Here is a 22,911-nt window from a genome sequence, read left to right as displayed (position 1 = left end):
ATGACGTAACGTAACTTTAAGTTGAGGTGAACTATGATCCCAATCGTTTCCCAGGAGAGTAACGCGCGCGAAGCTTCTCCTCGTTCCAATGCGCGGAGTGAATCGGCCAGCACGACTCGTCACATGGAAAGCATTCATGCCCTTTGCAATGAGATCGATCGCCCGTTCGAGGAATTGGCGGCGCTCTATCAGTGGGAGCTGGCGCGTCTTACCGCGATCGCTTCCGTTTGGGATTACCTGCCAGTTTTGGTAGTTAAGCACGTGCGGGAAATTTACAGGCACCGCTAGGCGCCCAAACGTAGAGGGCTGGGTGCATTGCTGGCAGCCTTTCGCCACTAGCGGATTGCTTACAGGTGTCCCTTACATTTTGACAAGCCTGGGACAGCACCCTGTTGTTCGTTGACGGTTTGCTGGAAGGTGACCAAAAGAAGTTTGAAGTTCTCTCACTTTGCGATTCCGTGGTCACCCCCGCTCGCAGCTGAATACGGCTTATCGTTCGTGTATTGAGAACAGATCTGAAAGCCGGGATCATCTGCTTAGCGTGCTATTTTTTCCGTTTTCCCTCGTCTCCCCGTGTAGACTGGCGCTTTCCGCCGCCGTCACCATTCCACTCCATGCGCATCCTTGTCATTGAAGATAATCCCGATATCGTCGCCAATCTGTACGGATTCCTCGAACCCAAGGGCCATGTGCTCGATTCGGCCGCCAACGGCTACGCCGGCCTGGCCCTGGCCAACGACAACAGCTACGACGTGGTGGTGCTGGACATCACCCTGCCCGGCTTGAATGGCATCGAGCTGTGCCACAAGCTGCGCAACGAGTTGCGCGACCTCACCCCGGTGCTGATGCTGACGGCGCGCGACACGCTGCAGGACAAAGTCGCCGGTTTCGACAGCGGCGCCGACGATTACCTGGTCAAGCCGTTCTCGCTGGTCGAACTGGAGGTGCGCCTGAAGGCGCTGGTGCGGCGCGCGCACGGCGCGCACGGCGGCGCCGCCCTGCTGAGCATCGGCAACCTGAGCTTCGACACCGAGACTTATCAGGCCGCCCGCGCCGGCCGCCCCCTGACGCTGACCAAAACCGGCTATACGCTGCTGAAGTGCCTGATGAAGGCGGCGCCGCGCGTGGTCTCGCGCGAAACGCTGGAGTCCGAGGTGTGGGGCGAGGACCGGCCCGACAGCGACGCGCTGCGCACCCACATTCACGCGCTGCGCCAGGCCCTGGACAAGCCGGAGCCGTTTGCCATGTTGCGCACCGTGCCGGGCATCGGCTTCAAACTGGTGGCCGCCGATGAAGCCCTCTAACTCGCTGCGCCGGCGCATCGTCACCGCCTACCTGCTGTTCGCCCTTGGCTGCTCGCTGTTTTTCGCCATGGTCGCCGCCGTCATCGTCGAGGGTATCGAAGTGCGCCTGGTTGACGAGCGACTAAAAGAAGTGGCGCTATGGGCCTCGCCTCGCCACGCCGGCAACTTGCCGGTTGAAATGCCAGCAGGAATGAGTTTCCACCACGGCGAGTCGATTCCGCTGTCGCTGCGCAACCTGCCGCCGGGCGTGCACGATATCGACGTCGACGGCGTCGGCTTGCACGTGTTGTCCGGCCGCGACGCCGCCGGCCCCTACGTCGTGGTCGACCACGAAAGCGACTACGTCGAGGTCGAGCTGGCCGTCTACTCCCTGCTGGGCGTGAGCTTGCTGGGCTTTATCGGCATGTCCTTGCTGCTGGGCGCCTTCGTCGCGCGCCGCTTCGTCACGCCGATCATCACGCTGTCGGCGGCGGTGGCCGAGCGCCGCGCCGAGCTGCCGTTGATCGACAACAACGACGAACTGGGCGTGCTGGCCCGCGCCTTCGCCGAGCACACCGGCGAAATGCAGCAATTCCTCGACCGCGAGCGTTTTTTCACCGGCGACGTCAGCCACGAGCTGCGCACGCCGCTGACCGTCATTTCCGGCGCCGCCGAGATATTAATGCTGGAAACGGCCGGCCAGCCGCTGCTGTACCGCCCCGCCGAGCGCATCCACCGCGCCGCGCGCGACGCCAGCGACAGCGTGGCCATCCTGTTGTTGCTGGCGCGCTCGCCAACGCTGATCGAGGCGGCCGACGTGTCGCTCGCCGACGTCGTCAAGGAGGAGGTCGCGCTGCACCAAAACCTGGTCGGCAACAAGCCGGTGTCCTTGCGCTACGCCGGCGGCGCCGATTTTTCGATCCGGGCGCCGCGCAAACTGGTCGCCGCCGCGATAGGCAACCTGATCCGCAACGCCTGCCAATACACCGACCATGGCACGGTCACGGTCGCGCTGGAACACCACTGCGTGCTGGTCGCCGACACCGGCCGCGGCCTGCCCGACGCGCTGCGCGCCATGCTCAGCGGCGACCAGGGCGCGGCGGCCCCGGTCGACCTCGGCGCCGGTTCGGCCGGCATCGGCCTGGGGCTGGCGCTGGTCGGGCGCATCTGCGAATACCTCGGCGCCACGCTGGAAATAGCCTCGCCGTCGGCGCCCGGCACGGCAATCGGCATCCGCTTCGCCCCCGCGGAAGATGCTTTAACGAAATCTTAACGTTGCCGTAACGGCGAATTCACAACGTCCAACGTAATCTGCCGTCGCTGCGCCCCCCCTCCCCCGGAGCGCGCCCGACATTACTTTGGAATCCGCAGTGAAAATACATATGCCTTCGCGTATAGACGCGTCCGTATTGCCCTTGGCGGCCTCCGTGCTGTTTGTTTCCTTCTACAATGTCACATTTTGGAAGAATTTCTTTGCCGACACCGGCGGCATCCATCTGGCGAATATCCCTTTGCACATCGGCATGTTTCTGTTGCTGGTACTGCTGTTCAACGCCAGCCTGACCCTGTTCAACTTTCGCTTCATCATCAAACCGCTGCTGGTGGCCCTGTTCCTCGCCACCGCCGGCGCCAGCTATTTCATGGACCAGTACGGCACCCCGATCGACTGGTCGATGGTCCAGAACGTCGTCGAAACCGACGCCCGCGAGGGCGCCGAGCTGCTGAGCTGGAAAATGCTGCCGAGCATGTTGCTGCTGGGCGTGCTGCCGTCGCTGGCGCTGCTCTATGCGGACGTGCGTTTTCCACGCCGGCGGCGCCATGCCGCCAACAGCATCGGCGCGGTCGCCGCCTCGCTGGCCGTCGCCGCGGTGCTGTTGCTGCTGCTGTTCAAGAGCCTTGCGCCGGCCCTGCGCGAGCACCGCGAATTGCGCTTTCTGCTGACCCCGTCCAACTACATCCAGGCGGTCAACGGCTATCTCAAGCGCAAGTGGAGCCAACCGCTGGTGGTGGCGCCGCTGGGCACCGACGCCGTCAAGGGCGGGGCCTGGGCCGGCGCCAAACGCAAGACCGTGACCGTAATCGTCGTCGGCGAAACCGCGCGGGCGATGAATTTTTCCCTGAACCACTACGCGCGCGACACCAACCCGCTGCTGTCGCGGCAAGCGGGGCTGCTCAACTTCCACCACATGCAGTCCTGCGGCACCGCCACCGCCGTGTCGGTGCCGTGCGTGTTTTCGGCGCTGGGCCGGCAGCGCTATTCGGACGAAAGGGCGAGGAGCCAAGAAGGCTTGCTCGACGTGCTCAGCCACGCCGGCCTCGAGGTGCTCTGGCGCGACAACAATTCCGGCTGCAAAGGGGTATGCGCCCGGGTCAAATACGAAGACCTGTCGCAGCCGGCGCCGGGCGACCCGTTGTGCAACGACGAGGACTGCTACGACGAACGGCTGCTGCGCGGCCTGCCCGAGATCATCCGCAACGCCAGCGGCGACATGGTCATCGTGCTGCACCAGAAGGGCAGCCACGGGCCGTCGTACTGGAAACGCTACCCCGCCGCGTTCAAGCACTTCGGGCCGCAATGCGAGACCAATGAACTGGCGAAATGCTCGACCGAAGCGATCGTGGCGGCCTACGACAACAGCATCCGCTACACCGACTACGTGCTCAGCAAGGCGATCGCGCTGCTCGAGCGTAGCGGCCGCGAGGACAACGTCGACACCGCGCTGGTCTATTTTTCCGACCACGGCGAGTCGCTGGGCGAAAACAATCTCTACCTGCACGGCGCGCCCTACGTTATTTCACCGCCTGAACAGCGCCACGTGCCGTTCATGCTGTGGCTGTCCGACGGCTTCCGCCAGCGCTTCGGGCTGGACCAGCGCTGCCTGGCGGCGCGCGCCGACCAGGAATTTTCCCACGACAACATCTTCCACTCGACACTGGGCATGTTAAACATCAGCACCTCCGCCTACAACCCGAAACTGGACCTGTTCCATGCCTGCAGCCATGCCATCTAAACCGTGGCGCCGACTCCAGCTGCGCGTCTGGCCCGCCATGCTGGCGGCGGCGTTGTTAATCGCCTGGATCGGCGCCGGCACCGACATCGACCTGGCGCTGGCCGACGCCGCCTTCGACGCCCGCCTGGGCGGCTTTCCGTGGCGCGACGCGTGGCTGGCGGACGCCTTCAGCCACGTCATCCTGAAGCGCCTGATGGTCGCGCTGGGGTTGGCGGCCGTCGGCGCGGCCGCGTGGGACCTGGTCCGGCCGCGGCCCTGGAGCCCGCTGCGCCGGCTGCAACAGCGCCTGGTCGCCCTGTCGGCGCTGCTGGTGCCCGGCATCATCGCCACGCTGAAGCAACTCAGCAGCTCGCACTGCCCGTGGGATTTGCAGCGCTACGGCGGCACGCAAGCGTATATCCGACTGCTGGAAACGGTGCCGCACGGCGTCCCCGCCGGCCACTGTATGCCCGGCGGGCACGCCTCAAGCGCGCTCTGGCTCATCTCGCTGGCCCTGTTCTTCCTGCCGCGACGCCCGCGCACGGCGGCGCTGGCGCTGGCACTGCTGCTGGCCGTCGGCGCCTCGGTGGGCTGGTTGCAGCAACTGCGCGGCGCCCATTTCCTCACCCATACCCTGTGGTCGATGTGGCTTGCCTGCGCCATCGTCTTCGCGCTGGCGGGCTGGCTCGACCGCGACGCCCGCCTACTGCACACGCCAAACCAACGCTAAGTCACTCCTACAACCCTGGGTCGGATCTCGATACGACAGGTTTCGCACATCGCCGGTAACAGACCTGTATCCAAAAAAATTGCAACAAAACCGCCATGTTTCGAAGGCATTACCGACCCGGTCTGGAACGCGGCGCCGGGCGAAACCGGTAACGTGCTATCGTCAAGTAAGCCGCCCAGCGAACCGGTTCGCGTCGCCGTCCCCGAGCACGTCAGCGGCGGCGTGGTCATTCCCGTTCCGCACAGCGCGGCCACAACAATGTTGAAAGCGAGTTGAAAGCGCGTAGCGATGGATCTAGTCACCTCCGCCATCATTGCGGCCATTGAAAATGGCAGCCGCGCGTTTGTCCGCGAGGTCGTCGCGCTCAGCTACACTCGTCTGAAAACCGTTATCAGCAGAAAAGTCGCCGATCCGGAACCGATCCTCGAAGCGATCGCCAGCCTCGAGCTCGATCCGAGCTCGGTGTCGCGCCAGTTCGCCTTGCGCGACACGCTCAACGGCGCCAACGTCAGCAACGACATCGACGTGCTGATGGCGGCGCAAACCCTGCTCTACCAGATCAAGCCGCCGCCGATGGTGCCGGCGACGACGGCGCGGCGCCGGCGCCGAACTACGCGGTCGTCAAGGTGTTCTTTGCCACCGACCGCAACCTAACCAGCAGCGTGCTGCCGGCGCAGAAATTCGGCGCGCTGCGCTCCGAGCTGAGCTATGGCAGTTGCGAAATCGGCCTCCCGCGCGACCAGCGCATGGGCGAACTGGAGGCGCCCACGCTATGGCGCCTGGAATGGCGCGAGAACCCGGATCGGCATGTCGTGCTGCTCGACGCCAAAGCGCAGGACAAGGACCTCTTCCTGGCCGCGCTGTCGGCGCGGATCCAGCGCTCCGGCAAGAAAAGCGCCTTCCTGTTCGTGCACGGCTACAACGTCACCTTCGAAGACGCGGCGCGGCGCACCGGACAGATGTGTTACGACCTCGCCTTCGACGGCGCGCCGGTCTTCTACAGCTGGCCCTCGCAGGGCGAGCCGTCCGGCTACCTCGTCGACGAGGCCAACATCGAATGGTCGCAAAGCAACCTGACGCTGTTCCTGCTCGACTTTCTCGACAAGAGCGACGCCCAGCACGTCTACGTGATCGGCCACAACATGGGCAACCGCGCGCTGACCCACGCCGTTGCCGCCGCCCTGGCCCAGCAGCCGGTAATGGCGCAACGCATCACCGAAATCATCCTGACCGCGCCCGACATCGACGCCGGGGTGTTCAAACGCGACATCGCGCCGGCGCTGGCGGGCGCGCGCAACCCGGTCACGCTGTACGCCTCGTCCGAGGACATGGCGCTGTCGGCGTCGAAGGCGATGCACGGCTACCCGCGCGCCGGCGACAGCGGCGCCGGCTTGCTCGTCGTCGAGCGGGTCGAAACCATCGACGCCACCGGCGTCGACACCGGCATGCTGGAGCACACATATTTCGCCGAAAAGCGCTCGGCCCTGTCCGACATCTTCGATCTGATCAAAAACGACGCCCGGCCCGACCAGCGCTTTCTCGAACCAGTGGAGGTGGCCGCCGGGCGCTACTGGAGCTTCAAGAAGTAGCCTGCCGGGCAAGCTGCACCGTGATAAAATGCGGCAAATGAGTTGCGTTAACTCTGGCCGAAACTCTATGTCGACATCCCCTACCCTGCCCGCCGAAACACTGATCCGCAACACCCGCGCCCGCGTCACCACATCGCGGGTGAAAGTGCTCGACTTCCTGCTGGGGCAAACCGCATCGCTGACCCACCACGATATCCAGCAACGCCTGGCCGAGGACAGCGGCATCGACTCCGTCACCCTGTACCGCGTGCTGGACTGGCTGACCGAAAACCAGCTGGTGCACCGCATCGGCGGCGCCGACCAAGTCTGGCGCTTCAGCGCTGGCGCCGGCCACCAGTCGCACGAGCACGCGCATTTCCAGTGCACCAAATGCGCCACCCTGACCTGTTTCACCGAGGTAAAACTGCCGGCCGCGTTGGCGCTACCGGAAGGCTTCCACAGCCAGGAAGTGGACTACCTGATCAAAGGCCTGTGCCCGCGCTGCAAGTGAGCCACCGCCGGCGATTGTCGTGGGTCGGGTGAACCCACCGGGCGTAAGCCGACAACGTTGGCTCGGAGCCAGCCCGTATTCGCCCCGGCCAACGTTGCCGGATTACGCAGTCGCTGCGGACACCGATAAGCCGCGGGCGCTAAAAACCAAGCCAAGGCAAAGAGCCGGGGCTTAGTGGCCTTGGCGTCAACCGGCGCGGTGCACGCAACGGTCCAAGCCGTTTTGCAGCATCGTCCTCGGCAAATCCTTGCCGATAAACACCATACGCGTCTCGCGGTACTCGCGCTCGCCCCAGTTGGCGCCCAGTTCGCAGCCCATCAACATGTGGACGCCCTGGAATACCGCGCGGCAAGGCGCCCCGGCGATGTGCAGGATACCCTTGTAGCGCATCATCTGCGCACCGAACACTTGCACGATCGCGTCGAGAAATTCCTCGATCAGGCGCAGATCCATCGGCTCGGCGTTGCGGTAGACGAAGGAGCCGACGCCGTCGCCGTGGCGAGGCACGGCGTCGGCCAGGAACTCGGGTTCCAGTTCGAGCACCTGGTTCAAGTTGAAACCCCGGATATCGATGATCTCCTTGATTGGCACGTTGCCGAAACTTACCTTCTGTATCCTGGCGCGGCAATTGATCGCCGCCAGACGGCTGCGCAGCGCGGCCAGTTCCACCTTGTCGACCAGATCCGTCTTCGACAGCAAGATGCGGTCGGCGAACCCGACCTGCTCCTGGGCCTCGGTGTGCCGGTTCAATTGTTGCCCCCCGTGGCGGGCGTCCACCACGGTCAATACCGCGTCCAGTAAATAATGCCGGGCCACATACTCGTCGACAAAAAACGTCTGCGCCACCGGTCCGGGCGCTGCCAGGCCGGTGGTTTCAATGATTAAATGGTCGAACACCACGGCGCCGGCTGCGCGCCTGGCCGCCAATTCGCCGAGGATGCGCACCAGGTCGCCGCGCACGCTACAGCAGATGCAACCGTTGTTCATTTCAACGATTTGCTCCGCGCCCTGCTCCAGCAGCACGGCCTGGTCGACGCCCTCGGCGGCGAATTCGTTCTCGATCACGGCGATGCGGTAACCATGGTCGCCCTGCAAAATCCGCTTCAATAAGGTGGTTTTCCCGCTGCCGAGAAAACCGGTGATGATAGTGACGGGTACCAGTTCGCTCATGCGCGCTCCGATTGTTAATTGACCAGCTCGCGCTCGTCGCTGCGTTGCCATTGCGGGAATGGATCGGGCAAGCGGCGCCAGGCCTTGATGCCCTTGCGCGTTTCGACAATGCTCAACTGGCATTCGCGCAAGCCATCCTCGATCGCCGCGCGGTCCAGGTCGCGGCCGATAAACACGATTTCCTGATACCGGTCGCCATACGGCTCGCGCCAACTGGCGCGCAACTCCGCCAGCGATTCGGCGTCCTTGGGCCAGCGCTTTTCCGGCACGGCCGCCCACCACATGCCGACCGGCTCGATATTCATCAGCTTGCCGGCGCCGGACAGGCTGGCCACCCAGTCGGGTCTGCTGGCCAGCCAGAAATAGCCCTTGCTGCGCACCAGGCCGGGGATCGGCGTCATCAGGAAGTCGTGCAGGCGCTGGGCGTGGAAGGGTTCGGTGGCGCGAAACACAAAGCTGTCGATGCCGTAGGCCGCTGTTTCCGGCACATGGTTGCCGGCCAGCTCCTGGGCCCAGCCCGGCATCGCCGCCGCCCGCTCTAGGTCGAACAGGCCGGTATTCAAAATGGCGTCCAGCGGCACGTTCGCGTTTTGCGTCTCGACTATACGCGCCAGCGGGTTGAGCGCCTTGACCACGCCGAGCACGCGGCGCAGTTCGGCGGCGTCGACCAGGTCGGTCTTGTTGACCACGATGACGTTGGCAAACTCGATCTGATCGGTGAGCAAATTGGCCAATTGGCGCTCGTCCTCCTCGCCGGCGGTCTCGCCGCGCTCAGCCAGTGTATCCTCGCTGCCGAAATCGGCCAGCAGATTGGCGGCGTCGACCACGGTTACCATCGTATCGATGCGGGCGACGTCGTTCAGGCTGTCGCCGTGCTCGTCCTCGAAGTCGAAGGTGGCCGCCACCGGCATCGGTTCGCCGACGCCGGTCGACTCGATCAACAGGTAGTCGAAACGCTGTTCGGCCGCCAGGCGCCGCACCTCCAGCAGCAGATCGTCGCGCAAGGTGCAGCAAATGCAGCCATTCGACATTTCCACCAGCCGCTCCTCGGTGCGCGAGAGCGCGGCGCCGGCGGCGTGGGCGCTGTCGCGCACCAGCGCAGCGTCGATATTCACCTCGCTCATATCGTTGACGATGACGGCAACCCGCTTGCCCTCGCGGTTGCGCAAGACGTGGTTGAGCAAGGTGGTCTTCCCTGCGCCGAGAAAACCGGACAGTACGGTGACAGGCAATTTGTTGTGGAGCATGGTGGAGTCCCATAAAAAACGGTGGCGGAATGCCAATGCAATAGAGTTGCATTTGTTGAATTATAATGCAAATGGATTGCATTTGCTGGATTTCAACGTGGTAAACATGCAGGCCTGCGGCGTAAGCTCGTTGCCGAATGTTCGGCGCCCGGCACAGCCAATGAGAGTGTGCTCAAGAGTTGCCGTATAAAGCGGTATGATGTGCATGATGGCTTGCCGCATGGCCATCTCTAGTGGCGCCCCGCCTGTCGCGGTATCGCCCAGCTCCCTTGCTATCGGCATAGTGCGCGCGCAATGGGCGGCGCGAGTAGACCGGCGCGGCGGGTCCGGCTTCCGCGCCGGTCAATGGAGATTTAACGTATACAAGGAGTTGCAATGTCCGTTACGCAAACCAGTCAGGAAGAGGCGACGATTTTTACGGTCGATACCCTGGTCAAGTACATGGGCGGCGACCAGAAGGCGCTGGCGGTGGTGACGAAGATCGTCCGCGACGCGGTGGCCGGCGCCGCCGAGCCGATGGCGCTGGCTACCGCGGCGGTGCGCGAGGGACGCTACGAACAGGCCGCGCGCTATTTCCACGGCTTGCGTGGCTCCATCGGCACCTTGGGCACCAAGCGCTTCGTCAACGCTGCGCTGGCGCTGGAGGTGGCGATGCTGGAACAACGCGGCGACCAGCTGCCGCTGTTGCTGCTCGGCGTAGAGCGGGAATACGCGCTTGCGATGGAGCAAGCCCATGCCTGGCTGGCCGCAAACCCGGTTCAAGCGGCTGGCTAGGCCGGCGGTCGATCAGGCGGCGGCCATCCAGTTATTACTTTTTGCAACAATGCTTTGCGGAGACGCAAACTTATTGAGTATTCCTACACGCCCTGATACTATTTTTGTGCGAGTTGGCGCAAGCTGGCGAATCCGGCACGTTCCCGGCCATGCGGCGTGTAGAAGTTGGTTTTAATAAGGGAAAAGTTTATGCCGAGCGCCGCTTGTCCCGACCAGCACCCACACGCCCACGGCTTGCCGGGCCTTTGGCCGTTCGTCGGTAGGGCGATATGACCTTCCCCGACGCAGCGCCCGCCAGCATCCTCATCGTCGACGACGAAGCGGTCAATTGCCTGCTGCTCGAAGCGCAGCTACAGGCCGAGTCGTATCGCACCAGCTGCGTCTCCAGCGGCGCGGCGGCGCTGGCGGCGGTCGCACTGGCCCCGCCGGACCTGATCCTGCTCGACGTGATGATGCCGGGCATGGACGGCTACCAGGTCGCCAACGCACTCAAGGCCAACCCGGCCACGCGGCACATTCCCATCATCATCGTCACCGCGCTGATCGACCACGGCTCGCGCCTTGCCGGGCTGGACGCCGGCGTCGAGGAGGTCTTGTGCAAGCCGATCGACCGCACGGAGCTGTGCCTGCGGGTGCGCAACTTGTTGCGCCTGAAGGCCTTGAGCGACTTCCAGCAAAACCACAGCGCGATCCTCAAGCGCGAGGTGCGCACCCGCACCGCCGACCTGCAAACCTTTCGCACCGCCATGGACGCCACCACCGACGCCATCATGCTGGTGCGGCGCGGCACGATGCTGTTTATTGAAGTCAACGCGACCGCCTGCAATATGCTCGACTATCCCCGCGCGGAATTGCTGCAGATGGGGCCGGCACAACTGCGCGGCGTGGCGCCGCAGGAGATGAGCCGCCTGTATGACACCGTCATCGCCGGCGACAGCGTCAACGACCTGGTGGAAACGTCTATGCGCCGCAAGAACGGCACGCTGGTCCAGGTCGAGGTGCGCCACCACGCCCAACTGGTCGACGACGACTGGATTATTGTCTGCGTGGTGCGCGACATTGGCGCGCGCAAAGAGGCGGAACAGCGCCTGCACCGCCTGGCCCACTACGACATCCTGACCGGCTTGCCCAACCGCATGCTGTTCTATGCGACGCTCAAGCGCACCCTGGGCCAGCTGGCGGGCAGCGGCGCCGAGGTGGCGGTGTTGTTGATCGACCTAGACCATTTTAAGAACGTCAACGAAACGCTGGGCCACGCCGCCGGCGACGAGTTGCTCGGCCAGTTCAGCACCCGCCTGGCCGAATGCGTGCGGCTGCGCGACAGCGTCGGGCGCCTGGGCGGCGACGAGTTCGGCGTGATCCTGACCTTGCGCGAAGACCGCCAGGGCGCTTCCCAGTTGGCCGGCGAGATCCGCGACATGCTGCGCCAACCCTTTCTGCTCAACGGTCAGGAGGTGGCGTTGAGCGCCAGCGTCGGCATCGCCCTCAGTCCGGACGACAGCAATTCGCCGGAAACGCTGATGAAATACGCCGACACCGCCATGGCGCGGGCGAAGCTGGCCGGGCGCGACACCTACCGGTTTTTCACCACCCAGATGAACCGCGAGGTGCTGGAGCGCAACGACCTGGAGCAGGCTCTGCGCAAAGCCATCGACAACCAGGAATTCGTGCTGTTCTACCAGCCCAAGGTGCAACTCGACAGCGGCCGCACCTCCGGCGTCGAAGCCCTGCTGCGCTGGCAACGACCCGGCCACGGCCTGGTGTCGCCGCTGGCCTTCATTCCGGCGCTGGAAGAAACCGGCCTGATCGCGCGGGTCGGCAGCTGGGTCATCGCCGAGGCCTGCAGGCAGATCGGCCTGTGGCTGCGCTCGGCGGTCGGACCGATGCAAATTTCCGTCAACGTCTCCGGGCGCCAGTTCTGCGAAGGCGACCTGGAGGACGACGTGCTGCGCGCCTTGACCGACCACGGCGTGCCGGCCGACCTGCTCGAGCTGGAGCTGACGGAAAGCACCATGATGGAGAACACCGAGCGCACCATCGCCACGCTGCAAAACCTGAAACGGCGCGGGGTGCAGCTCTCCATCGATGATTTCGGCACCGGTTACTCCAGTCTGGCGTATCTGCGCCGCTTCCCCATCGACAAGTTGAAGATCGATATCGCCTTCATCCGCGACGTTACCACCAACCCCGACGACGCCGCCATTACGCTGGCTATTATCGGCATGGCGCACAGCCTGAAGCTGGGCGTGATCGCCGAGGGCGTCGAGACGGAGGCGCAACTGGCCTACCTGCGGCGCCATCGCTGCGACCAGATCCAGGGATACTATTTCAGCCCGCCGCTGCCGGTGGCGCAACTCGAGGCGCTGTTGTCCAAAGATACGCTGCTGGCCACGGCGCGGACCGAGCCACTGTGGCCGCGCCGCACCATCCTGCTGGTCGACGACGAGAGCCACGTGCTGACCGCGCTGCGGCGGCTGCTGCGCCAGGACGGCTACGAGATCCTGGCGGCGAACTCGGCCGCCGAGGGCTTCGAACTGCTGGCCTTGCACCCGGTGCAAGTGATCCTGTGCGACCAGCGCATGCCGAATATGAACGGCACGGTGTTCCTCGACCGGGTCAAGGAGATGTATCCTGACACTTTCCGAATCATTCTTTCCGGCTACGCCGACCTCGAATCGATCAAGGAAGCCATCAACTGCGGCGCCATCTACCGCTTCTACACCAAGCCGTGGGACAACAAGGACTTGCGCGAAAACATACGTGAGGCCTTCCGCCATTACTGGCTGTTGCACGGTTTGCCACCCTGCGCCTCTGGCGGCGGCGAACCGGAGGCGACCGGCAATGGCGGCGCCGATGCGGCCGCGTCGAGCTAGGCTACCGCGGATCGCTTGACGTTGACGTTGACGTTGAAGGTGCCGCCTGTAACCATTACTGTTTTGTTTGCCAGCGGCGCGCCGCCGCCAAGCGCTTCCGTCCGGCGCGATCCTGCTCCATGAGTAGAGTTTCGATGTCGTTGAACATCACATCGGGCTGCAAGAACGCGGTCGAGTAGATTTCACGCACCTCGCCGCGGGCGTCCAGCAAGAACACCTTCAGCATGTGGCTGAACAGGCGCCCCGGCCGGCCCCGGCTGTCGAGCTGCACTTGCACGCTCTGGCCGAGGCCGTCGACCAGTGGTTTCAAATGCTGCACCGACTGCGTCGTCAGGAAGTGCCACTGCAAGGTATTGCCGACGTCGGCCAGGCGCCCGGCGTAACGCCGCATGGCCTCGGGGGTGTCGTTGACAGGATCAAAAGAGAGACTGACGAAGCGCACGCGCCGCGCCAACGCCGGTTGCGCCAGCAGGCGCTGGCGCAAATCGTGCATGATGGCGTAGGCGAGCGGGCAACCGAGCGGGTCGCTGCAATACGTGTAGATAAAGCTGAGTAAGGTCACGCGCCCCTTGCTGAAGCGCGCGAAATCGGCGGCGCCGCCGGCGCTGTCGAGCACCCGGCCGTTGGGTGCCGGCTGTATCGACTGCAGCGCATAACTGCCGGCGGCCGGGGCGGTGAACAGTTGCGGCGGCGAACTTGCCGGCGCCGCCCCGGCCGCCGCGGCCACCCAGCAGCACAACAGGCCGGCGCAGCGTTTCCACAGCACCGGCACGGCCTTAGCGCGCCGCAACCATATTCGGCACCCCGCCACGGTTGGCTTCCGCGTTAAGCTTCATATGGTGCGGCCGGCCAAGTTTTTCTTTGTAGAAGTCAATTTTCCACTGTTCCTTGAGTTCATTACCGTCCCAGTTATACAGCTTTACAAACTGGTCGTCGTTGCCCAAATCCCAGTTGGCGAGCAGGCTGGTCGAAATGTAGACGCGTTTGCCGTCCCAGCTTTGGCTGACCATGTTGACGTGCTTGCCCGTGATCTTTTCATAAATCTGCACAGGCGCGCGCGGATTGCTCAAGTCAAACAAGCGGGTTTTGCCGTCCATAAAGGTATTGACCCACAGACGCTTGCCGTCAGCGGCGATGGATATATCGACCGGCAACGGAATCTGCGCCGGATCGCCAATGTTGCCCACGTCCGCGGCTTGCCAGGCCCCGGCGGCGTCCTGGTTCACCAACCACAGCTTGGAAGTCAGCGCGGTGGCGGTGATGGCCCAATTCTCCCCTTCGCGCAACGACCAGCGCACTTCCAGCGGCGCGCCGGGAACCTCCAGCACTCTTCTCGGCGTCATGGCCTTCAAATCCCACAACACCATCGTGTTGCCGAACTGCTTCATCGCGGCGGCATCCTTGATCAGTTTCCCCAGATCGGCCATGTAGTTCGTCAGCCCGGTAAAACTGGAACTCAGCAGCGCGTTCTTCTGTGGATTGACCGCCAAGTCGTAGCCGTAGCCGTCGCCGGTGCCGGCCGCGGACTTGCCCACCGGCATCGGATAGCGCGCCACGTAATCGCCCTTGTTGTTGTAGACCGCCATGCCCGTCACGCCGCCATGATCCTTGCCGGACAAGAAGCCCAATAGCATGCGCCCCGGCAAGGCATAAAAGGTGTGCGGCCCGACGAAACCGGTTTTTTGTGCCACATCCGCGATGGTGTTGACCAGCCGCGGCCTGGACGGGTCGGTTCCGATGTCAAACACGAAGATCTTGCTGTCCTCCAGGCGCCCGGCCCATAAATATTTCCTGTCGTCGGTAAAGCCCATGTGATGCGCCTCGCCGCGGCCGCCGACCGCCACCGAGGCGATTACCTTGCCGTATTTCCTCGAACGCGGATTGACGTCGATCGTCACCAGTTTGTCGGCGCCGTCGCCCATGCCCGCCACACCCAGGGTCCAGACATGCATATAGTCTTCCTGGCCCTTGATCAGATTCGTCATATAGGGCGAATTGCAGGTCTCGTCGGCGCGCGCCGCCGGCGGTGACAGCAAGGAGGCGATGTACAAACACATGGCGAGTCGGCGCGGTCTGGATATAGTTGTCTTCATGGCTTCCCTTTTAGTATAGGCAAGCCCGGCTTGCCAGGTCGGCAGCCGGGTCGATGATGCAATCCGCTCGATAGTAGACATACAACAGGTACAGCCGAATATACCCCATTTTTCACGCTTGAGCCGAACAGGGCGGCCCACCCGGCCACTGTGCAGCTTCCTTGGACGGTCGCATTGACGTGGATCGAACCAGCCTGCTCGGGCTGGCCGGGACCTACCGTTTCAGCGCGGAAAATACGTTCCCGGCGCTGCGGTCGAGGCCGCAAAAAATGCCGGACTCAGCACAAAATGAGCCCCCTGGCAAGGCTGGTTCCGCCCGTCTCATTGACGGACATCATGCGCTAGGCGGCATCGAGCGCCATATACTTTAAGCACACCGGGAGACCGGCCACCTTGATACGCTAATTGATGTCGGGAGCAAATGTGACGATTAACCGAGATGAAATTCCAGGCGCCGAAGTCGATCCGCGCGTACACTTTCTGGACCGCCTGGTTGCATTCACGCAGGAACACCGGGTCGGCCACTGGTCCGGCAGCTTCTCGCAATTCATCGAGCAGGTGCTGCCGGCTGCGCCGTGCCAATTGGCGCGCAGTTCGCACCAATACATCTGGGACATGATCCGCTGGAGCGGCTACGAGGATGATGACGGGCATTTCCGTTGCCGCCTGTTCGCCGACGAACTGTTCGGCGTGGAGGACGCGATCGACCGCGTCGCCGCCTACTTCAAGGCGGCCGCGGCCGGTTCCGAGGTCGGACGGCGTCTGCTGTTGCTGCTCGGTCCGCCGTCCGGCGGCAAGTCGACGCTGGTGATCCTGCTCAAGCGCGGCCTGGAGGAATACAGTTACACCGAGGACGGCGCGCTGTACGGCATCGCCGGCTGCCCGGTGCATGAATCGCCGCTGCACCTGGTGCCGCACACGATGCGCGCCGGCTTTCGCGACACCTACGGCGTCGAAATCATCGGCGAGGTCTGTCCGCACTGCCGCGCCCGCCTGGAACAACAGTACAGCGGCGACTTCCTGCAAATGCCGGTCGAACGCATTTACATTTCCGAGGCCGGCCGCAGCGGCATCGGCACCTACGCGCCGCACGACCCGACCACGGCCGACCTCGCCGACCTGGTCGGCTCGGTCGACCTGTCCAAGGTCGCCGAATACGGCGACGAGGGCGACCCGCGCGCCTGGTCCTGGTCCGGCGCGGTATACGCGGCCAGCCGCGGCATGCTGGAAATGATCGAGATCCTCAAGGTCAAGCGCGAGTTCCTGTATCTGCTGCTGACCCTGACGCAGGAAAAGAACGTCAAGGTCTCGCGCTTTCCGTTGATTTTCCTGGACGAAACGATACTGGCGCACACCAATCTGGCCGAGTTCCGAAAGTTCCTTCAGGAAAGCGAGAACGAGGCCTTGCTGGACCGCATGGTCATCGTGCAAGTGCCGTACACCCTCAACTACCGGGAAGAGGCGCGCATTTATCACAAGCTGATCTTGTCGGCGGCGCCGGCCTTCCGCGACGTCCACCTCGACCCGCACGTGCTGCACGCGGCGGCCGTGTTCGCCATCCTCAGCCGCATGCAGGAAGGCGAGGAAAAAGAGGCGGAACTCGTTAAAAAAGTCAGGATCTATGCTAATGAGGAGGTCGATGGTGTCAACCGGGCCGAGGCCCGGCGGGTCAAGGACAAGGACAAGGCGCCCGACGAGGGCTTGGCCGGCGTTTCGCCGCGCTTCGTCATCAACGCGCTGTCGAACGCCATCATCGCATCGAACCAGAGGAGCTTGAGCACGATGGACGTGTTGCTCGCGTTGAAGGACGGCATTGAAAGCGATGCCCGCATCGAACCCAAACGCAAGCGCAAATGGGTCGACTATCTGGTGCTCACGCGCAAGGACTTCTACAACCGCTGGGTCAAGGAAGACGTCCATAAGGCCTTGTTCGTGTCCTTCGAGCAGGAAGCACAAGATTTACTGAACAAGTATCTGGACGAGGTGGAGGCCATGCTCGACAACCGCCAAATCAAGGACCCGATCACCAGCGAGGAAAGGCGGCCCGACGAGCGTTTTCTACGCGCCGTGGAGGAAAAAATACACATTTCCGACTCCGGCAAGCAGTCGTTCCGGCAAGAGGTGGTGCGCAAGGCGATGGGGGCCTATAAACGGGGCGAAAAATTCGGGCTGGGCAGCCACATCCAGCTCAACGACGCGGTGCAGCAGTATTTGTTCGAGCAAAGGCGCGACGTGCTGCGGCTGGTCAGTTCGGCCAAGCGCCCCGACGAGGAGGTCAAGGCCAAGATTTCGGCCGTCGAGCAACGGCTGGTCGATGAATACGGCTACGACAGCCATAGCGCCCGCGAGGCGCTCAACTACGTCACCACTTTGTTGGCGCAGGAATGATCACGGGGACCTTGAAAAAAGACGCGGCGAGCACAGTAGCTTTTTCGACGTTCCCAACAGATGAAGAGGCGCACAGTGAGCCAGACCGGAGGTAGCACGCAACACACATGGTACGACCTGTTTTCCCGCGGCGCGCGCGACTGGCTGCGGCACAACCAGAAGGTGCGCGAGGCGGTGCAGGCGCACCTGCCGGACCTGATCGCCGGCCCCGACCTGATTACGGGGCCGCAGGACCGCACCGTGCAGGTGCCGGTGCGCCTGCTAGAGCACGCCCGTTTCCGCCTGGCCGACACGCGCAGCGCGAGCGGCGCCGGCCAGGGCGAGGGCCAGCCCGGCGACGTGCTGCGCCCGGCCCAGGCGCACCCGGGCAGCGAACCGGGCCAGGACGAGGACGGCGGCGGCAACCAGGACGGCGAAGTGCGGCTGCTGCTGGAGTTTTCGATCGACGACATCATGGACTGGTTGTGGGACGAACTCAAGCTGCCGCTGCTCAAGCCGAAGCACAACACCGTCATCGACGAGCACGAACTGGTGCGCGAGGGCTGGGACAAGCGCGGCGCGCGCTCGCGTCTGGACCGGCGCCGCACCGTCAAGGAAGCCATCAAACGGCGGGCGATGCAGGACAATCCGGTCGCCTTTACCAACGAGGACCTGCGCTTCCGCCAATTGGTGATGCGACCCAAACCTAGCTCGAACGCGGTGGTGTTCTTCGTCGTCGACGTCTCGGCCAGCATGACGCAAGCCGAGCGCAAGCTCGCCAAGTCCTTCTTTTTCTTTGCCTTGCAAGGCATCCGGCGCAGCTACGCGAAGGTCGAGACCCGCTTCATCGCGCACACCACGCGGGCGTGGGAGTTTTCCGAGAACGAGTTTTTCCAGGTCACGGGCATCGGCGGCACCATCGCCTCCAGCGCCTTCCGCCTGACCCGCGAGTTAATGCGCGGAAAATACGACGGCGGCCAGTACAACGCCTATATGTTCTACGCGTCCGACGGCGAAAACTTCACCGAGGACCGCGCCGCCGCCGGCGCCGCGCTGGCTGAACTGGCCGGGGTGCTCAATTACACCGGCTACGTCGAAACGGTGCCGGGCATGCCGCGCTCGCTGGAGACGGAAATGCGGCGCCTGTGCAACGAACTGAGCCACCGCGGCTTGCCAATCTATAGCAGCGTGCTGGCCAACAGCGACGACGTCTGGCGCGCCATCCGCAAGTTTTTCGTGCACCAAATTGAACCGGAGGACGGCAAGCCATGACACACGACCCTGGTAAACTGGCCGAGTACGGCGCCCGCATCGAAGCGCTGGCCCTGGAACTGGGCCTGGATTTCTATCCTGTCGACTTTGAAATGGTGCCCACCAGCTTCATGACCGAGATCGCCGTCTACGGCCTGCCCGTCAGGATGCGGCACTGGTCGTTCGGCGTGCGCTACATCCACCAACTGGTGCACCAGCAGATGGGCAACTCGCGCATCTTCGAGGTCATGTTCCCCGGCGACCCCTGCCACGCCTACATGGTCGACAGTAACTCGCTGGCCGAGAACACCCTCGTCACCGCGCACGTGCTGGGCCACGCCGACTTTGCCAAGAACAACCAGTTGTTCAACCGCTTCATGGCGATGGCCGGCGGCCAGATCCTGGAACAGAGCGCGGCCAGGGCGCACCGCATTGAAATGGCCCTGTCGCGCCACGGCCAGGAACGCGTCGAAGCGGTGCTGGACGCGGCGCTGGCGCTCGAACCGCACATCGACGTCAACGCCGCGCTGCACCGCACGCCCTATCCGAGCGTCGCGCAAGCCAAGCCGGAGGTGCTGCCGGGACCGTTCCGCCAGCGCTACCAAAACCTGCCGGGTGAAAAAACGGCGGCCGCGCCGCCCGCGCTAACGCAGCGTCCGGCCATCCCGCCGCAGCCGGAATACGACTTGCTGTGGTTCATTTCACAGTACGCGCCCGAACTCGACGACTGGGAGCGCGATATCTTCCTGGCCGTGCGCGAGGAAGCCTTCTACTTCTATCCGGTCTACGCCTGCCAGATCATGAACGAGGGCTGGGCCTCGTACTGGCACGCGCGGCTGCTGCGCGAAGCGGATTTTTTGCCGCACGATCTCTATCTGTCGGCGATCAAGTCGCATTCGGACGTGGTGCGCCCGTATGCCGGCGAGCGCCAATTGGCGCTGTCGGTCAACCCCTACCACCTCGGATTTTCACTGTGGGAACGCATCATTGAGCGCGACGGCGTGGCGGCGGCGCGGAAAATCTGCCGCGAGGAGGACGACTTCGGCTTTATCCGCAACTACCTGGACGAGGAAATGGTCGAACAACTCGACCTGTTCGTCTACGAAAGCCGCAAGGACGGCGAAACGCGCATCGTCAACCGCGACATCCATGCGATCCGCGAAGCGATACTGGGTGGGAAATACAACTACGGCGCGCCCTGCATCGCCGCCACCCAGTTGCAGGACGACGGCAGCCTGGTGCTGCGGCACGACCACCAGCGCGACGGCCGCGGGCTGGAATTAAGCCAGGCCGAGCGGGTTATGGAATACGTCGGCAAGGTATGGCGCCGCCCGGTGACCTTGCACACGGTCGACTTCCGCGGGCTGTCGCGCACCGTCACACACAAGGGCCGGCCCGAGAATTTCGTTTGAGTCCCCCCTTGCAGGATTGCCCGAAGGACGGCGGCCTGATGTGAGGTGAAGCAAAGCGGTGAACTAGGCAGTGACCAGGCCAAACGGACGTCGCCTTCGCCCCGCTGCAAGCTCATTTCGGATAAGCGGGTTTTCCCATTAAAACGGTTGTGTACAGCTATGCATAGCCGTTCCATTGCACCTCAAACCCCGATATTGCCGCTACGAGCGAACCGGCGATACCGAAGCGGGTCCCGCCGCGAGGCGCCCGACATACCAGTCCATCGCCTCGTGCAAACCGCGCTCGAGGTCGTGCGTCGGCGAAAAACCCAGCAGGCGCACCGCTTTCGCAATGTCCGCCTGGGAATGGCGCACGTCGCCCGCGCGAAACTCGGCATGGTCCGCGGCGTGTTCTTGCAGGTGCGGAAAGCGCCCGAGCAACAGCGCGCGCATCATGTGGTACAAGTCGTTGAGGCTGGTGCGGGCGTTCAGCGCGACGTTGTAGACCTGGTTGATGGCGGCCGGGTCCCTGCTCAGCGCGGCCAGCAGGTTCGCCTGCACGGCGTTGGCGACGTAGCAGAAGTCCCGGCTGGTTTCGCCGTCGCCGTTGATGACGACGCGGCCGTCGCCGATCAGCGCGGCGGCCCACTGCGGGATCACGGCGGCGTAGGCGCCCTGCGGGTCCTGGCGCGGTCCGAACACGTTAAAGTAGCGCAAACCGATCGCCTCCAGATTGTAGCAGCGCGCAAACACGTCGGCGTACAGCTCGTTGGCGTACTTGGTCAGCGCGTACGGCGACAACGGCTTGCCGATGCGCCCTTCGACCTTTGGCAGCCCGGCGTGGTCGCCGTAGGTGGCGCTCGAGGCGGCGTAGACGAAGCGCTTGACGCCGGCGTCGCGCGCCGCCGCCAGCATCGCCACAAAGCCACTGACGTTGATGTCGTGGCACAGCATCGGCTCGGCGATCGAGCGCGACACCGAGCCGAGCGCGGCCTGGTGCAGCACGTAATCGACGCCCTGGCAAGCCTGCAGGCAACTGCCCTGGCTGCGGATGTCGGCTTCGATGAAGCGGAACTGGCTCCAGGCGTCTTCGCCGACCGCCTCGCGCACCTGCTCCAGGTTGTGCCGGTAGCCGGTGAGGAAATTGTCCAGGCCGGTGACCCGCTGCCCCAGCCCAAGCAGGTGCTCGAGCAGGTTCGAACCGATGAAGCCCGCCACGCCGGTGATCAGCCAGTGGTAGGAGCGCTGTTGCAAATGGGCGCGGACGACCTGGTAGGGGGTGCGCGCGGCGCCGTCCGCGCTCAGTTCGGCGCCCATTACAGCCTCCACACGTTCAGGCCGGAGCCGCGCAGCGCCTGTAGATCGAAGTGCGACTTGACGTCGATGAAGCAGCCGCTGGCGCTGACCTTGGCAAGGTAGTCGCCGAGCGGGCGCGCCGTCAACTGGCGGTGCGACACCGCGCTGATCAGCGACTCGGCGCGCGGCAGTTGGTCCCAGCTCTCAAGCGTGATGCCGTACTCCTCCAGCGCTTCGCGCGGGTCGGCCACCGGATCGTGCACATGCACGTGCAAGCCGTACGATTGCAATTCGTGGATCATGTCGACTACTTTCGAATTGCGCAGGTCCGGACAGTTTTCCTTGAACGTCAGGCCCAGCACGTTGACGCACGAGCCCTTCAGCTTGAAGCCGGCGCGCACCATTTCCTTGACGGTTTTTTCGGCGACGAACTTGGCCATGCCGTCGTTGATGCGGCGCCCTGCCAGGATCACCTGCGGGTGGTAGCCGAGCATTTCCGCCTTGTGGGTTAGGTAATACGGATCGACGCCGATACAGTGGCCGCCGACCAGGCCGGGCCGGAACGGCATGAAGTTCCATTTGGTGCCGGCCGCCTCGAGCACGTCGAGCGTGTCGATGCCGATACGGTCGAAAATCAACGCCAGTTCGTTCATCAGCGCGATGTTCAGGTCGCGCTGGGTGTTTTCAATCACCTTCGCCGCCTCGGCGACGCGGATGCTGGCGGCGCGGTGTACGCCGGCTTCGACCACGCCCTCGTACAGCGCGGCAACCTTCTCCAGCGTCGCGGCGTCGTCGCCCGAGACCACCTTGGGAATGCTCGCCAGCGTGTGCTCCTTGTCGCCTGGGTTGATGCGCTCGGGCGAAAAACCGACGTGGAAATCCTCCTTCCAGCGCATGCCGGAAAATTTCTCCATGATCGGAATGCAGATTTCCTCGGTGGCGCCGGGATACACGGTCGATTCGAACACCACGATGACGCCGCGTTTCATGTAGCGCCCCACCGTTTCGCTGGCGCCCGTCAGCGCCGAGAAGTCGGGCTGGTGGGCGCTGTCGACCGGCGTCGGCACGGCGACGATGATAATATCGGCCTGCATCAGCGCGGCCGGGTCGCAGCCGACGCTAAGGCCGGTGGCGGCGCGCATCTGCTCGTCGCTCAACTCGCCGGTCGGATCGACGCCGCGGCGATAACTCGCCACTTTGCGTTCCGACAAGTCGAATCCGATGGTGCGCTGGCGCGTTCCGAAAGCAACGGCAAGCGACAAGCCGACATAACCGAGTCCCACCACAGCAAGCACATCCATAGTATCCACCCAACGGTCGTTAAATCGGAACGGCGCCGACGCCGATGACGCGGCGCGGCGGGAAGG

At 63.8% G+C, this 22,911-nt stretch carries 19 protein-coding genes; 13 read left to right on the top strand and 6 right to left on the bottom strand.

From position 1 onward, the window contains the following. Positions 1 to 33 precede the first annotated feature (33 nt). The 8 genes from JANGC3_RS0105685 to JANGC3_RS0105650 all read left to right on the top strand — a co-directional run bounded on the left by JANGC3_RS0105685 (position 34) and on the right by JANGC3_RS0105650 (position 7,082). Positions 34 to 288 (top strand): DUF3562 domain-containing protein, encoded by a 255-nt coding sequence (locus JANGC3_RS0105685; RefSeq protein WP_017875518.1) that lies wholly within the window; start codon positions 34 to 36, stop codon positions 286 to 288. Positions 289 to 614: 326 nt separating this feature from the next. Beyond that, positions 615 to 1,304, top strand: coding sequence for a response regulator transcription factor (locus JANGC3_RS0105680; protein WP_017875517.1), 690 nt, complete (start codon positions 615 to 617; stop codon positions 1,302 to 1,304). Then, positions 1,291 to 2,556 (top strand): sensor histidine kinase, encoded by a 1,266-nt coding sequence (locus tag JANGC3_RS0105675; protein WP_017875516.1) that lies wholly within the window; start codon positions 1,291 to 1,293, stop codon positions 2,554 to 2,556. The genes JANGC3_RS0105680 and JANGC3_RS0105675 overlap by 14 nt, the downstream gene beginning before the upstream one ends. Positions 2,557 to 2,665: 109 nt before the next feature. Further along, a complete protein-coding gene (locus JANGC3_RS0105670; RefSeq protein WP_026132600.1) occupies positions 2,666 to 4,294 on the top strand; it encodes a phosphoethanolamine transferase in 1,629 nt (542 codons plus the stop codon). Continuing rightward, the gene (locus tag JANGC3_RS0105665) at positions 4,284 to 5,003 is read left to right on the top strand and encodes a phosphatase PAP2 family protein (protein WP_157406475.1); all 720 of its coding nucleotides are present in this window, start codon (positions 4,284 to 4,286) and stop codon (positions 5,001 to 5,003) included. Before JANGC3_RS0105670 ends, JANGC3_RS0105665 begins: the two co-directional genes overlap by 11 nt. 288 nt (positions 5,004 to 5,291) lie before the next feature. Then, entirely contained in the window at positions 5,292 to 5,657 is a 366-nt protein-coding gene (locus JANGC3_RS0105660) for a hypothetical protein (protein WP_017875513.1), read from the top strand. Next, positions 5,630 to 6,592 carry an alpha/beta hydrolase gene (locus JANGC3_RS0105655; protein ID WP_157406474.1) on the top strand — a complete coding sequence of 321 codons (963 nt, stop codon included), beginning with the start codon at positions 5,630 to 5,632 and terminating at the stop codon, positions 6,590 to 6,592. The genes JANGC3_RS0105660 and JANGC3_RS0105655 overlap by 28 nt, the downstream gene beginning before the upstream one ends. Before the next feature lie 67 nt (positions 6,593 to 6,659). Beyond that, positions 6,660 to 7,082 carry a Fur family transcriptional regulator gene (locus JANGC3_RS0105650; RefSeq protein ID WP_026132599.1) on the top strand — a complete coding sequence of 141 codons (423 nt, stop codon included), beginning with the start codon at positions 6,660 to 6,662 and terminating at the stop codon, positions 7,080 to 7,082. Between the two features lie 186 nt (positions 7,083 to 7,268). On the opposite strand, the gene JANGC3_RS0105645 is transcribed toward JANGC3_RS0105650, so the two are convergent. Further along, entirely contained in the window at positions 7,269 to 8,252 is a 984-nt protein-coding gene (locus tag JANGC3_RS0105645; RefSeq protein ID WP_017875510.1) for a CobW family GTP-binding protein, read from the bottom strand. A 14-nt stretch (positions 8,253 to 8,266) separates the two neighbouring features. Continuing rightward, complete coding sequence (gene zigA, locus JANGC3_RS0105640; RefSeq protein ID WP_017875509.1) at positions 8,267 to 9,499, bottom strand: zinc metallochaperone GTPase ZigA; 1,233 nt, start codon at positions 9,497 to 9,499, stop codon at positions 8,267 to 8,269. A 375-nt stretch (positions 9,500 to 9,874) separates the two neighbouring features. On the opposite strand from zigA, the gene JANGC3_RS0105635 reads away from it, so the two are divergent. Continuing rightward, a complete protein-coding gene (locus JANGC3_RS0105635) occupies positions 9,875 to 10,273 on the top strand; it encodes an Hpt domain-containing protein (protein WP_017875508.1) in 399 nt (132 codons plus the stop codon). Positions 10,274 to 10,542: 269 nt separating this feature from the next. Continuing rightward, the gene (locus tag JANGC3_RS0105630; protein WP_017875507.1) at positions 10,543 to 13,146 is read left to right on the top strand and encodes an EAL domain-containing protein; all 2,604 of its coding nucleotides are present in this window, start codon (positions 10,543 to 10,545) and stop codon (positions 13,144 to 13,146) included. Positions 13,147 to 13,201: 55 nt separating this feature from the next. Here the strand turns inward: JANGC3_RS0105630 and JANGC3_RS0105625 are convergent, their stop codons facing one another. Both JANGC3_RS0105625 and JANGC3_RS0105620 read right to left on the bottom strand, forming a co-directional pair. Then, positions 13,202 to 13,936: an SCO family protein gene (locus JANGC3_RS0105625; RefSeq protein WP_157406472.1), complete on the bottom strand. Its 735-nt coding sequence runs from the start codon at positions 13,934 to 13,936 to the stop codon at positions 13,202 to 13,204. Further along, entirely contained in the window at positions 13,923 to 15,320 is a 1,398-nt protein-coding gene (locus JANGC3_RS0105620) for a selenium-binding family protein (RefSeq protein WP_232429661.1), read from the bottom strand. Before JANGC3_RS0105620 ends, JANGC3_RS0105625 begins: the two co-directional genes overlap by 14 nt. Before the next feature lie 342 nt (positions 15,321 to 15,662). On the opposite strand from JANGC3_RS0105620, the gene JANGC3_RS0105615 reads away from it, so the two are divergent. The 3 genes from JANGC3_RS0105615 to JANGC3_RS0105605 all read left to right on the top strand — a co-directional run bounded on the left by JANGC3_RS0105615 (position 15,663) and on the right by JANGC3_RS0105605 (position 20,269). Beyond that, the gene (locus JANGC3_RS0105615) at positions 15,663 to 17,627 is read left to right on the top strand and encodes a serine protein kinase (RefSeq protein ID WP_017875504.1); all 1,965 of its coding nucleotides are present in this window, start codon (positions 15,663 to 15,665) and stop codon (positions 17,625 to 17,627) included. A 75-nt stretch (positions 17,628 to 17,702) separates the two neighbouring features. Continuing rightward, positions 17,703 to 18,878 carry a DUF444 family protein gene (locus tag JANGC3_RS0105610; protein ID WP_017875503.1) on the top strand — a complete coding sequence of 392 codons (1,176 nt, stop codon included), beginning with the start codon at positions 17,703 to 17,705 and terminating at the stop codon, positions 18,876 to 18,878. Further along, positions 18,875 to 20,269, top strand: coding sequence for a SpoVR family protein (locus JANGC3_RS0105605; RefSeq protein WP_017875502.1), 1,395 nt, complete (start codon positions 18,875 to 18,877; stop codon positions 20,267 to 20,269). Before JANGC3_RS0105610 ends, JANGC3_RS0105605 begins: the two co-directional genes overlap by 4 nt. Before the next feature lie 201 nt (positions 20,270 to 20,470). Here JANGC3_RS0105605 and JANGC3_RS0105600 read toward each other — a convergent pair whose 3' ends face one another. Beyond that, the gene (locus JANGC3_RS0105600; protein ID WP_017875501.1) at positions 20,471 to 21,565 is read right to left on the bottom strand and encodes an SDR family oxidoreductase; all 1,095 of its coding nucleotides are present in this window, start codon (positions 21,563 to 21,565) and stop codon (positions 20,471 to 20,473) included. After that, positions 21,565 to 22,845: a nucleotide sugar dehydrogenase gene (locus JANGC3_RS0105595; RefSeq protein WP_026132596.1), complete on the bottom strand. Its 1,281-nt coding sequence runs from the start codon at positions 22,843 to 22,845 to the stop codon at positions 21,565 to 21,567. The genes JANGC3_RS0105600 and JANGC3_RS0105595 overlap by 1 nt, the downstream gene beginning before the upstream one ends. Positions 22,846 to 22,911 lie beyond the last annotated feature (66 nt).

The organism is Janthinobacterium sp. CG3, from assembly GCF_000344615.1.
Lineage (GTDB): Bacteria > Pseudomonadota > Gammaproteobacteria > Burkholderiales > Burkholderiaceae_D > Janthinobacterium.
This window is presented reverse-complemented; position numbering and strand designations above follow the sequence as displayed.

Excerpts from the sequence above, each read along its gene's own strand:
- JANGC3_RS0105605 (WP_017875502.1), top strand. The coding sequence starts at position 18,875 with ATGACACACGACCCTGGTAAACTGGCCGAGTACGGCGCCCGCATCGAA.
- JANGC3_RS0105620 (WP_232429661.1), bottom strand. The coding sequence starts at position 15,320 with ATGTCTACTATCGAGCGGATTGCATCATCGACCCGGCTGCCGACCTGG.
- JANGC3_RS0105630 (WP_017875507.1), top strand. The coding sequence starts at position 10,543 with ATGACCTTCCCCGACGCAGCGCCCGCCAGCATCCTCATCGTCGACGAC.
- JANGC3_RS0105645 (WP_017875510.1), bottom strand. The coding sequence starts at position 8,252 with ATGAGCGAACTGGTACCCGTCACTATCATCACCGGTTTTCTCGGCAGC.
- JANGC3_RS0105670 (WP_026132600.1), top strand. The coding sequence starts at position 2,666 with ATGCCTTCGCGTATAGACGCGTCCGTATTGCCCTTGGCGGCCTCCGTG.
- JANGC3_RS0105685 (WP_017875518.1), top strand. The coding sequence starts at position 34 with ATGATCCCAATCGTTTCCCAGGAGAGTAACGCGCGCGAAGCTTCTCCT.
- JANGC3_RS0105600 (WP_017875501.1), bottom strand. The coding sequence starts at position 21,565 with ATGGGCGCCGAACTGAGCGCGGACGGCGCCGCGCGCACCCCCTACCAG.
- JANGC3_RS0105680 (WP_017875517.1), top strand. The coding sequence starts at position 615 with ATGCGCATCCTTGTCATTGAAGATAATCCCGATATCGTCGCCAATCTG.
- JANGC3_RS0105675 (WP_017875516.1), top strand. The coding sequence starts at position 1,291 with ATGAAGCCCTCTAACTCGCTGCGCCGGCGCATCGTCACCGCCTACCTG.
- JANGC3_RS0105595 (WP_026132596.1), bottom strand. The coding sequence starts at position 22,845 with ATGGATGTGCTTGCTGTGGTGGGACTCGGTTATGTCGGCTTGTCGCTT.
- zigA (WP_017875509.1), bottom strand. The coding sequence starts at position 9,499 with ATGCTCCACAACAAATTGCCTGTCACCGTACTGTCCGGTTTTCTCGGC.
- JANGC3_RS0105650 (WP_026132599.1), top strand. The coding sequence starts at position 6,660 with ATGTCGACATCCCCTACCCTGCCCGCCGAAACACTGATCCGCAACACC.
- JANGC3_RS0105660 (WP_017875513.1), top strand. The coding sequence starts at position 5,292 with ATGGATCTAGTCACCTCCGCCATCATTGCGGCCATTGAAAATGGCAGC.
- JANGC3_RS0105665 (WP_157406475.1), top strand. The coding sequence starts at position 4,284 with ATGCCATCTAAACCGTGGCGCCGACTCCAGCTGCGCGTCTGGCCCGCC.
- JANGC3_RS0105635 (WP_017875508.1), top strand. The coding sequence starts at position 9,875 with ATGTCCGTTACGCAAACCAGTCAGGAAGAGGCGACGATTTTTACGGTC.